7 protein-coding genes and 1 tRNA gene are annotated in these 11580 nt (G+C 69.1%); 3 read left to right on the forward strand and 5 right to left on the reverse strand.

From position 1 onward, the window contains the following. Positions 1 to 3 precede the first annotated feature (3 nt). A complete protein-coding gene (locus A3IG_RS0110475; protein WP_026220117.1) occupies positions 4 to 630 on the reverse strand; it encodes a hypothetical protein in 627 nt (208 codons plus the stop codon). 47 nt (positions 631 to 677) lie between these two features. On the opposite strand from A3IG_RS0110475, the gene A3IG_RS0110480 reads away from it, so the two are divergent. Beyond that, positions 678 to 863, forward strand: a complete 186-nt coding sequence (locus tag A3IG_RS0110480) for a DUF5703 family protein (RefSeq protein ID WP_026220118.1) — start codon at positions 678 to 680, stop codon at positions 861 to 863. Between the two features lie 114 nt (positions 864 to 977). Here A3IG_RS0110480 and A3IG_RS0110485 read toward each other — a convergent pair whose 3' ends face one another. The 3 genes from A3IG_RS0110485 to A3IG_RS0110495 form a co-directional block, all read right to left on the reverse strand. After that, complete coding sequence (locus tag A3IG_RS0110485) at positions 978 to 1589, reverse strand: chaplin (RefSeq protein ID WP_018383519.1); 612 nt, start codon at positions 1587 to 1589, stop codon at positions 978 to 980. 521 nt (positions 1590 to 2110) lie between these two features. Continuing rightward, a complete protein-coding gene (locus tag A3IG_RS0110490; protein WP_018383520.1) occupies positions 2111 to 2344 on the reverse strand; it encodes a chaplin in 234 nt (77 codons plus the stop codon). Between the two features lie 145 nt (positions 2345 to 2489). Further along, positions 2490 to 3815, reverse strand: coding sequence for a M20/M25/M40 family metallo-hydrolase (locus tag A3IG_RS0110495; protein ID WP_018383521.1), 1326 nt, complete (start codon positions 3813 to 3815; stop codon positions 2490 to 2492). A 254-nt stretch (positions 3816 to 4069) separates the two neighbouring features. On the opposite strand from A3IG_RS0110495, the gene A3IG_RS0110500 reads away from it, so the two are divergent. Then, positions 4070 to 4154 (forward strand) — tRNA-Leu (locus tag A3IG_RS0110500). Between the two features lie 158 nt (positions 4155 to 4312). Here A3IG_RS0110500 and A3IG_RS34790 read toward each other — a convergent pair. Then, complete coding sequence (locus A3IG_RS34790; protein WP_018383522.1) at positions 4313 to 4606, reverse strand: recombinase family protein; 294 nt, start codon at positions 4604 to 4606, stop codon at positions 4313 to 4315. Between the two features lie 611 nt (positions 4607 to 5217). On the opposite strand from A3IG_RS34790, the gene A3IG_RS0110510 reads away from it, so the two are divergent. Then, positions 5218 to 11565 carry a protein kinase domain-containing protein gene (locus A3IG_RS0110510; protein ID WP_018383523.1) on the forward strand — a complete coding sequence of 2116 codons (6348 nt, stop codon included), beginning with the start codon at positions 5218 to 5220 and terminating at the stop codon, positions 11563 to 11565. Positions 11566 to 11580: the final 15 nt, after the last annotated feature.

Raw genomic sequence — 11580 nt, forward strand, 5'->3', positions numbered from 1 at the left:
CGGCTATCCCTCCGACTCGGGAGTGCGCGGTTCGTCGTCGTAGACCGCGCTGACGTCGAACCGGCAGATCAGGGTCTGTGGGTCGGCGTCGTCAAAGGGGGCGGCCAGCCACTCACCCGGCTCGGCCAGTTCGGCGGCGGAGACCCACAGCGTGGAGTCGCCCTCTTCCAGGCCGAACTCCTCGTAGCGGGACGCGATCTCATCGGGCTCGTACTCGCCGAAGAGCACGGCGACCGCGGCGTTCAGCCGGAAGCCGGGCGCCGCGCCCGAGTCGTCGACCCTGACGACCCGCGTGGCCTGGGCGATCAGCCGCTCCGGCTCGGCCACGGTGTAGTCGCGCCTGATCAGCACGCTGATCGCCTCGGGTTCCTGCGGCCCGCGGTAGGTGGAGGAGGCGCTGCCCGGCACCTCGAAGGGAGTCACCTCGTCGTAGACCACGTCGAGGATCTCGTCATAGGCGACGGCGGCGGCAGCGAGGGCGTCATAAGCGGCGAACACCTCGGGGTCCTGCCCTCCCCGACCAACGGCGGCGCTCTTCTCCACCGCGGCAAGATGACGGTCCAGGGCAGCTTTCACCGCCTCAGCGGCGGTGCGTACCTCAGCAACGGTGGGCCGCGCGGCATCAGACATGGTGCAGACGCTATCCGTACTCGGGCGATGCCCGCACAATGGATTCGATGCCGGAGTATGAATTTCAAGAGTTGTACGTGCCTCGTGGGGTTTCACGTAACGCCGCGCGGCAGTTGCTGACCGACCACGCCGAGTACGGGCACTGGGAGCTGGACCGACTGCGGTTGTACGCGGACGGCAGCCGCCGGGTTCGGCTGCGCCGACGCATCATTCGTGCGGTGCGCACCTGGTGAGTACCCCGGTGGCCCGCCGTACGGGCCACCGGGGAGCGGTGGGCAGGGACGGTGGACCTGTCCCTGCCGACCACCCTCATCCCCCGCGTGTCAAAGGTCGGCGAGCGGTGCGACTCAGTCGCGGGCCAGCCGCCGGCTCTTGCGGTACAGGATGGCGCCGCCGAGCAGCGCCCCCGCGCTCAACGGGATGGTCAGGCCGAGGGAGGAGCCGGTCTCGGCGAGCTCGGCGGTGGGTTCGGAGGCCACTTCGTGGGCGGCCGGGGCCTGCTGCCCCTTGGCCCCGCCCTCATCGTTCGTCCGGGGACCGGAGTGCGACACCGGGGGCATGTGGACGCCCGAGTCCCCCGGCGTCTGGCCCGACGGCTCCTCCTCCCCTGGGCCCGGCTCCTGCGGCTGCTCCGGCTCCTGCTCACCGGGCACCTCGGGAGCGTGGCTCCCGCCCGGCTCCTGGGGGGGCTGGGAGGGCTGGGAGGGCTGGCCCCCCGGGTTGTTGGCGCAGGTCTCGCCGAACGAGGGGTTCAGCGCGGCGATGACGTTGACGGTGTTCCCACAGACATTGACCGGGGCATGGACCGGGACCTGGATGGAATTGCCCGACGCCACCCCCGGAGACCCCGAGACCGCCGCGTCCGCTCCGCTCTCAGCGTAGGCGTAGCCCGACACGGCTGCCAGCATGCCGCCGGCGGCCACTGCCGTGACCAGGCTTCGCTTGGCGATCTGTCGCATGTGTTTTCCCTGCCTTCCGGAATACTCACGGAACGTGTGCCCGCGTGGAAAACAACGCGATTGCCCTCCTCATGGTTATGGCCCTATCAGCTTTCATCCGATCGCGTGAATTATCAATCTTTCGGCTCCACCCAGCCGCCAACAGTTGATATCCTCATGAATTAACAAACCGGACATATCGCTAGATACAGTCGCTAGATATAGTCAGTGCATATATGCAGTCAGTGCACCATGTGCAGTCAGTGCACTAGACACCGTCGGCGGTACTCGATGCTCGGCGCTTCCCCCACCGGTTCCCCCCGCCACCGTGCCCCAACCTCGAACCACCCGCCCGGTCGGTCACCCGTGGGCCCCGCCACGTTCACACCGCACGACCTCCTGCCACCGCAGCAGGACGCCTCTCACGCGATCGAGGCATATCCGACCCCCCCCGTGCACGGTATACAGACGACAACCCCGGGGCGCATGGCTCGCGCTCCGGGGTTGTGCGGGGTCTGGCTACTCGTTCAGCCCGTCACCGTTCAGCGGTTGACGCAGTCGGCGCCGAACGCGGGGTTGAGCAGCGCGATGACGTTCACGGTGTTCCCGCAGGCGTTCACCGGAACGTGCACCGGCACCTCAACGACGTTTCCAGAGACCACACCCGGGTTGCCGATCGCGGAACCACCCGCACTCGAGTGGGCCGCGGCAACGCCCGCGCCCGCCATGACCAGACTGCCGGTGAGCGCCGTGGCGGCGACAACCTTCTTAATCACTGTTCCTCCTTGTAGACCATGCGATCTCAACGACCGCCACACGAGTCAACGAGGAGGGAGTAATAGAGCTACGAACCTACAGACTGCTTCACTCATTTCAGCTAAATCAGCACGAGTGCACGATTTGTGGTCACTGAAAAGCGGCTCAACAGGCGTCGAGGAACCGGTCGAGCACCCGCACCCCGAACCGCAGTCCGTCCACCGGCACCCGCTCGTCCACGCCGTGGAACATCCCGGCGAAGTCCAGCTCGGGCGGCAGCTTCAGCGGGGCGAACCCGAAGCAGCGGATACCCAGATCGGTGAAGTGCTTGGCGTCGGTGCCCCCGGACAGGCAGTACGGGACCGCCCGCGCGATCGGGTCCTCGGCACGCAACGCCGACTGCATCGCCTCCACCAGCGCGCCGTCGAAGCCCGTCTCCAGCGCCTTGTCCGCGTGCACGTCGGTGCGCCGCACCCGGGGGCCGAGGACCTGGTCGAGCTCGGCCAGGAACTCCTCCTCGTACCCGGGCAGGAACCGGGCGTCCACGTGCGCGGTCGCCTCACCGGGGATCACATTGACCTTGTAGCCGGCACCGAGCATGGTGGGCGTCGCGGTGTTCCGCAGCGTCGCCCCGATGATCCTGGCGATGCCGCCCAGCCTAGCCAGCGTCTCGTCCATGTTCTCCGGGTCCAGTTCCACCCCGAGCGCCTCGGACAGCTCGTCCAGGAACGCCCGAACCGTCTTGGTGACCCGGATGGGGAACTTGTGCCGGCCGAGCCGCGCGACCGCCTCACAGAGCTCGGTGACCGCGTTGTCGTCGTTGGTCATCGAACCGTGACCGGCGGTGCCCTGCACGCTGAGCCGCATCCAGTGGATGCCCTTCTCGGCGGTCTCCACCAGGTACAGCCGCAGGTCGTCGTTGACCGTGAACGAGAAGCCGCCGACCTCACCGATGGCCTCCGTCACCCCCTCGAACAGCTCCGGGTGCCGGTCCACCAGGTAGCGTGCGCCGAAGAGACCACCGGCCTCCTCGTCCGCGACGAACGCCAACACCACGTCCCGCGGTGGCCTACGCCCACTGCGCAACCGGTCGCGGACCACGGCAAGGGTCATCGCGTCCATGTCCTTCATGTCCACCGCGCCCCGGCCCCAGACACAGCCGTCCGCCACCTCCCCGCCGAACGGATGGTGCGTCCAGTCCTCCGCGTTGGCCGGAACGACGTCGGTGTGCCCGTGGATCAGCAGCGCCGGACGCGAGGGGTCCTCCCCGGCGATCCTGGCCACGGTCGAGGCCCGCCCCCGTTCCGACTCGATCACCTGCGGCTCGAGCCCGACCTCCGCGAGCTTCTCGGCCACGTACTCGGCGGCGGCCCGCTCCCCCGTCCCGGACCCGTCCCCGTAGTTGCTGGTGTCGATCCTGATCAGTTCCCGGCAGAGGTCAACGACCTCGTCCTCACCCGTGACCCCGGGCGCCGTTCTCGACTCGCTCACGCTGCCTCCTCATGTCCCGCTCACCGTTCCCGCCATCCTCCCCCGACCGTCCCCCGCACCCAAGACCACCCCTCCCACCAGCCGTTGTCCCACTCCCGCCCCGACCTCGCCCCCGCAAGGACAGGTCCTCGAAGCGCCCCGGCGAGGTCCCCGCGAGGCGGGCCCACCGGCGGCCGTCCACGGTGATCGGCGGCTCGCATTTCTTTGCTATGGTTGTCCCCGTCGCGCGGGGACCTAGGCCCGCGGGTCATCCGGTCCGGGTGGCGGAATGGCAGACGCGCTAGCTTGAGGTGCTAGTGCCCTTTATCGGGCGTGGGGGTTCAAGTCCCCCCTCGGACACGTACCATACGTACATGAATGAGCGGGTTGTGATGTGACCATCACAACCCGCTTTATTGTGTCGTAGGTCAGGGAGAGGCCGAACGCCTCGTAGAGCGGCCGTTTGCGCTCGGGTTCAGCCGCCAGGAGCCGGTCGGTCAGTGAGCCGAGTTGGACGATCAGGCGCTCGATCTGTTCGGTGGTGAGGGCTTGGTAGTGGTGCTGGTTCGGCGACGCTGCGAGGGGATCAGTGGCTCGTGGACGGGGTGGGTGGACCAGACCCACTCGTCGGGGTTGTTCCAGACGAGTTTAGTGCGGTGGCGGAGGGTGACGTCTTCGACGTCGAGGAGGACTTCCTCCTTGCGTTGCCGGTTCCAGATCTGGTGGCCGGTGTAGCGCGAGTTGGTCAGGATGGCGCGGACGGCGCCCTTGGACCAGGCGAGGCCGTCGCGGGGGGGTGCGGGCACGGTCATGGGCGGAAGGGCAGGGAGTATCGTCGCGGGTAAGGCCTTCGGCGATGGCGTACCAGCCGTGGCCCCGCGGGTATTCGGCGAAGACGCGCTGGACGACCGGGGAGGTATCGGGGTAAGCCCTGGTCCACGCCCGCTTACGGGAATCAGCCGTATACCTCGGGCCCTCAATTGCAGGCCCGGAGCCAGCGTGACTCTTCTTGACTACTCCCCGCCCGGCACGAGCACGAGATGGACGCCTGACGAGTTTGCCGCGCAACTCTTACCAGTCGCGCTCCCGCCGTTCGCCCTGGCGGATCCGCGCGACCGGTACCGGCGGACGAGCTGCTCAAGCTCGGCGAAAGGCCGGGCCCTCGAGACGAGCGCCGGTGGATCCACGAAGCAATCGCGGAACTCGCCGCGAACTCGGTGTCGCCTGCGACACGCAGGCGGTTCCCGCCGAGGGCCTGGTGCAGCGGCTCGCCGCCCGCGCGTTGATCACTCGACGACGCGTCAAGCAAGAGAGTCCGTTGACGATGTCAACGTGTGTATGCAACCCTCGGCGGCAAGTGAAAGTGTACGCTCCCTGCGGGGTGTAACTACCTTGTACGCGACGGGTGAAACGAGGAAGGGCAGTGGACCTGGTGACGGTCGACGGACGATTCCGGATCACGGGGATCGTAGGGCGCGGGAACATGGGCGAGGTGCACCGGGCTGAGGACCTTCAGGCCACCCTGGACTCCCCGCACCGGGAGGTCGCGGTCAAGACCGTGTTGCGCAGCCGGACCGGAGTCGCGCTTGACGCGTCCGGGTCCGGCAAGGAGATCGACCGCTTCCGCCGCGAAGTGCGGATCATGCGCATGCTCTCCCAGGGCCACCCGAACCTCACCCTGCTGATCGACGGCGGCGTGGACGGAACACCGGGCGGCAGCGGCCTGCCTTACCTGGCCATGGAGCTGCTGGACGGTCATCCGCTCGCGGACCTCATCGACGAGGAGCCCCAGCTCCCGCTCTCCTGGGTCGCTGCCGTCGGCGCGCAGCTCGCCGCCGGTCTCGCTGCCGCGCACACTGCCGGGGTCGTCCACCGCGATCTGAAGCCGGCCAATGTGATGCTGACCCGTGACGGCACCGTCAAGGTCCTGGACTTCGGCATGGGCTCGGTCGTCGACGACCCCGACCAAACGCGGCTGACCAGCACAGGCGTCAGCGTCGGCACGGCCCGCTACATGGCGCCCGAGCAGTTCCGTGCCGAGCGGGTCTCCGCATCGGCCGACCTCTACGCGCTCGGCTGCATCCTGTACGAGCTGCTGATCGGACGGCCGCCGTTCTCAGCCAGGACCCCGTACGAGCTTTCCGAGCAGCACCAGCACGAGCGGCCGCCGGAGCTGAGCCTCGTGCGCCCGAAGCTGCCCGCCGAGCTGGTCCGACTGGTGGACCGCCTCTTAGAGAAGGACGCCGAACTGCGGCCCGAGAACGCCGCCCTGGTTCGTGAGGCACTGGTTCCGCTCGCACTCGCGCCGGACGACACGGCCGCCCTGCTGGCTCCTCACTGGCAGGTGATGGACCCGGTGGCGCGGCTGCGTGCCCTGCTCCCCGAGCCTGCCCCGGCCGCACCCGCACCCGTGCCGCGCAGGCAGCCGCGCCTGCCCGAGGCCATGGACGTCTTCGGTATCCACGCCGACCTCATCAGCGAGTACGAGAGCTTCACCAAGAGTGCGACGGTGATCCGCGACGCCCGGATCGCCGGCTTCGTCGAGGACGATCTGGCGGCCAAGTCACAGTGGCCCGACCCGTGGCTGTCGCTGAACCCGTTCTTCGCCGACGGCGGCCAGGTCACCGACCTCGTGCGGGACGGAGTGCTGCATCCCAGGTGCGCGGGGATCTTCCAAACCGGCAAGAAGGAGGCCTCACTTCGCCCGGACGGCCGGCCGCTGACCTTCCACCTCCACCAGCGGCAGGCGATCGAGGCCGCGCAGGCGGGCGACTCCTACGTGCTCACCACGGGCACCGGTTCCGGCAAGTCTCTGTCGTACATCGTCCCGATCGTGGACCATGTACTGAGGGAGCGTCAAACGGCTGGAGCGGACGCCGGGGGCCGGGTGCGCGCGATCATCGTCTATCCGATGAACGCGCTGGCCAACTCGCAGATGGAGGAGCTGAAGAAGTACCTGCGCCACGGCTTCGGAACGGGCCGCGAGCCGGTCACCTTCGCCCGCTACACCGGCCAGGAGTCCGACGAGCAACGCCGCGAGTTGCGCAGGAACCCGCCGGACATCCTGCTGACCAACTACGTGATGCTGGAGCTGATGCTGACCCGGCCGGACGACCGGTCCAGCCTGATCCGCATGGCCGACGGGCTGCAGTTCCTCGTGTTCGACGAGTTGCACACCTACCGGGGCCGGCAGGGCGCGGACGTGGCGTTCCTGATCCGCCGGGTCCGTGAGGCCTGCCGGGCCTCCGCGACCCTGCAGTGCATCGGCACCTCGGCGACCATGTCCAGCGAGGGCTCCTGGGAGGACCAGCAGCGTGCGGTGGCCAGGGTCGCCAGCCGGCTGTTCGGTACGACCGTGCTGCCGAAGCGGGTCATCGGCGAGACCCTGGTCCGGGCGACCGAGGAGCCCCCCGCGACCGTACCCGCTGAGCGGCTGCGGGTGCCAGCGGCGCCCCGCTCGTACGAGGCGCTGACGAAGGACCTTTTGGCCCGCTGGGTGGAGTCCCGGTTCGGGCTGGAGCGTGAGAAGGGTACGGGGCGGCTGCACCGCTGTGCCCCGGGCACGGTCGAGGAGGCCGCAGCTGAGCTGGCCGACCAGTCCGGGGTGGCCGAGGAGAGCGTGCGCGAGGCGATCCGGACGACCCTGGAGGCAGGTGCGCAGGCCAAGCATCCGGTAACGGAGCGGCCGCTGTTCGCGTTCCGGCTGCACCAGTTCCTCTCCAAGGGCGACACCGTCTACACGACGCTGGAGGATCCGCTCACCCGGCCGCTGACCCGCACCTACCAGCTGGAGCAGCCCGACAGCGACGGCAAGCCGCTGTTCCCTCTGGCCTTCTGCCGTGAGTGCGGCCAGGAGTATCTGACCGTCTGGCGCACCGAGGAGGGCGGCGCGTTCCGGTACGAGCCGCGTCGGGACACCTCTGCGTCCGGGGGCCGCGAGGGCGAGGGGTACCTGTACCTGGGCACACCCGGGGAGGACTACGAGTGGCCGACCGATCCACAGAGGGCCGTGGACGACAGGCGGTTGCCGGAGTCGTGGCTCGAGCCGGACGCGCAGGGCGTAACGGTCGTCAGGAAGTCCTACCGGCCTCGGGTGCCCAAGCGCATCGTCGTGGATGCCCACGGGAACGAGTCAGGCGAGGGGCTGGTGGCGGCATTCGTCCCGGCGCCGTTCCTGTTCTGTGTGCACTGCCAGGTCTCCTACGAGCAGACCCGTGGCCGGGACTTCGCCAAACTGGCCACCCTGGATCAGGAGGGGCGTTCTTCGGCAACCTCGCTGATCTCTGCGTCGATCATGAGATCCCTGCGGGCGGTACCCGAGGAGAGCCTGGGCAAGGAGGCGCGCAAACTCCTCACCTTCGTCGACAACCGCCAGGATGCCTCGCTGCAGGCCGGGCACTTCAACGACTTCGCCCAGGTGACCCAGTTGCGCGGCGCCCTGTACCAGGCGGCGCTGCAGGCCGGTGAGGAGGGGCTGCGCCACGACGACCTTGCCGAGGCCGTGACCGGAGTGATGGGAGTGTCGGTGCGCGAGTATGCGGCGGGCACGGACCTGCCCCCGTCCATGGAGCGCCGGGCGGTGAAGACTTTCGGGGACGTCGTCGGGTACCGCCTCTACCGCGACCTGGAGCGCGGCTGGCGTATCACGATGCCGAACCTGGAGCAGACGGGGCTGCTGCGGATCGACTACGAGGATCTGGACTGGCTCGCCACCCGACCCGAGCGTTGGCAGTCCTCCCACGCCGTGCTGCGCGACGCCGACCCGGCGCTGCGCGAGGAGATCAGCCGTACGCTGCTCGACTTCATGCGGCGTGCCCTCGCCATCGACGTGCAGTACTTCCGTGACGACTTCGACACCCTGCAGCGGGCCAGCGAGGGACGCCTCACCGGTCCGTGGGTGCTGGGCGACAGCGACCGGCCGACCGTCGGAACTGCCTACCCGTACGGCTCACGGCCGGGCATGGAGCGCTCCGCGCTGTTCCTGTCGGCTCGCGGCAAGTTCGGCAAGTACCTCCGGCGGAACATGCCTGAACTGCGCGACCTTCCCCTGGACGACGTCCAGTGCGTCATCGAAGACTTGTTGAAGGTGCTGCGGGACGCGGACCTGGTGCGCGAGGTGGAGGCCACCCCTGAACGCTCCGGCCCAACTTACCGCCGCCGTGCGGCCGAGAGGCGCACTGGTTACCGGGTGTCGGCCGCTGCCCTGGTCTGGCGGGCCGGGAACGGCGAGCGGGGCGCGGTCGACCCTCTGGCGCGCACATACAGCAGCGGCGAGGGTCCGCGCGTCAATCCGTTCTTCCGCGACCTGTACCGGACTGCGGCCGCCGAGTTGGCTGGCCTGTACTCGCGGGAGCACACCGCGCAGGTCACGCCGGAGGAGCGGCTGGAGCGTGAGAAGTTGTTCCGTGACGCCGAACTGCCCCTGTTGTACTGCTCGCCGACGATGGAGCTGGGCGTGGACATCTCCTCGCTCAACGCGGTGCTGATGCGCAATGTGCCGCCGACCCCGGCGAACTACGCCCAGCGTTCCGGCCGGGCGGGCCGCTCCGGCCAGCCCGCGCTGGTGACCACGTACTGTGCGACGGGCAACAGCCACGACCAGTACTATTTCCGCCGCTCCCAGGACATGGTGTCGGGGCAGGTGGCCCCGCCACGTCTGGACCTTGCCAACGAGGATCTGGTCCGCTCCCATCTGCAGGGCATCTGGCTGGCGGAGACCGGCATGAAGCTCGGCACCGCGATCCCGGACGTCATCGATGTCGCCTACGACCCCGACGGCGACGACCGCCCGGATCCGCAGATGCCGCTGCCGCTCCTCCAGCACATCCGCGACCTGTCCCTGGACGAGGGCGCCCGCCGACGCGCGGTCGCAGCCGCCCGTACAGTCCTCGCGCCGCTGATCACGGACTTCGAGGCCACCACCTGGTGGTACGACGAGTGGATCGAGGACCGGATCGAGCGGGCCCCCGACAAGTTCAACGAATCCTTCGAGCGGTGGCGGCAGCTGTTCCGGGCGGCCGTCATCGACCAGTACGAGCAGAACAAGCGCGTCGTCGACCACACCCTTTCCTCTGGCGAACAGAGCCGGGCGCGTACCCGCCGCCGGGAGGCCGAGACGCAGACGAACCTGCTGCTTAACCGCTCCGTCGACAGCAAGTCCGTGATGAGCGACTTCAATCCGTACCGCTATCTGGCGTCCGAGGGGTTTCTGCCCGGCTACAGCTTCCCGCGGCTCCCGCTGGCCGCGTACATCCCGCGCTCGGGCAACCGTCGCAACGCCGACGGCGACTACCTGCAGCGTCCCCGGTTCCTCGCGATCCGCGAGTTCGGCCCCGGTGCGCTCATCTACCACGAGGGCGCCCGCTACCAGGTCACCCGCGTGCAGCTGCCGCCGGACGCCTCGGGCGACCTGGCGACGGCGGAGGCCAGGCGCTGCGACGGCTGCGGCTACCACCACGCCGTCAAGCCCGGCATCGACAGGTGCACGATGTGCGGGGAGGAACTGAGGAACAAGCGCACCGGCCTCCTCCACCTGCACACCGTCTACACCACGTCGCGCGAGCGGATCTCCTCCGACGAGGAAGAGCGCCGCCGGGCCGGTTTCCGCCTCGAGACCTCGTACGCGTTCCAGGACCACGGCGCCCGCAAGGGACGCCTCACCTCGCACGTCAGCGACATCGACGGTGCGCCCGTCCTCGACCTGGACTACGGCGACTCGGCGACCGTCCGGATCACCAACCTCGGTCGTGTCCGCGACAAGGAAGGCGAGCCGGACGGCTACTGGCTGGACCTGGGCGACGGCCGCTGGCTCAACGACCGGGCCGCCGCGGACGCCATCGAGGGCACCGGCATGCCGGTGGTCGACGATGACGGCAACGAGAAGCGCCGCAAGATGCGGGTCCTGCCCTATGTGGAGGATCGCCGTAACATCCTCGTGGTCACCCTGAACGAGCCGCAGCCCGAGGCGGTGGCGTGGTCGTTCCTCTACGCGCTGGAGCGGGGCATCGAGGCGGCGTTCGAACTGGAGGACTCCGAGCTGACCGCGGAGCTGCTACCGCCGGATGACGGCCCGCGCCGCCGCATGCTGTTCACCGAGGCCGCCGAGGGCGGCGCCGGTGTCCTGCGCCGGATCCAGCACGACAAGGACGCCCTCGCCAAGGCCGCCCGCACCGCCCTGGAGATATGCCACTTCAACCCGGACACCGGCGAGGACCAGGGCGGGCCGGCGGACGACGAGAGGTGCGCCCGCGGCTGCTACGCCTGCCTGCTGACCTACGCCAACCAGGCGCACCACCGCCGGCTGAGCCGGCACGCCGCCCACCCGCTGCTGGTGCGCCTCGCCGGCGCCCGCACCGAGCGGGAGGAGCGCGGCGAATCCCGCAGCGAACGCTTCCGCAGGCTCGCTCCTGCAGTCAGCAGCGGAAACGCCACCTCCGAGCACATCTCTCTGACCCCGGTGGAAGCGAATCTGGCGACCCTCGTCGCGCAAGGCGATCTGCTCGGCTGGCTGCGAGCGAAGGGCTACCGGCTGCCGGACGCGGTCAAGGTCCTCATACCGGAAGCGGCGGCGTGCCCCGATCTGGTGTTCCACCTGGACGGCGCCAACGTCGCCGTGTTCGTCGACATCCCCGGCCACCCGGCCGACTCCACCCGCGATGTCGAGGCCGGCTATCGCCTGGAGGAAGCCGGGTGGGACGTCCTGCGCTTCCCGACAGACGCGGACTGGGACGGCATCACGGAAAACAACGCCGCCTACTTCCAGATCCGTTGATCGCCTCACCAGCCC

It is taken from the genome of Wenjunlia vitaminophila DSM 41686 (assembly GCF_000380165.1).
Lineage (GTDB): Bacteria > Actinomycetota > Actinomycetes > Streptomycetales > Streptomycetaceae > Wenjunlia > Wenjunlia vitaminophila.

Coding starts and splice junctions, on each gene's coding strand:
- A3IG_RS0110475 (WP_026220117.1), bottom strand. CDS start 630: ATGTCTGATGCCGCGCGGCCCACCGTTGCTGAGGTACGCACCGCCGCT.
- A3IG_RS0110480 (WP_026220118.1), top strand. CDS start 678: ATGCCGGAGTATGAATTTCAAGAGTTGTACGTGCCTCGTGGGGTTTCA.
- A3IG_RS0110485 (WP_018383519.1), bottom strand. CDS start 1,589: ATGCGACAGATCGCCAAGCGAAGCCTGGTCACGGCAGTGGCCGCCGGC.
- A3IG_RS34790 (WP_018383522.1), bottom strand. CDS start 4,606: ATGACCGTGCCCGCACCCCCCCGCGACGGCCTCGCCTGGTCCAAGGGC.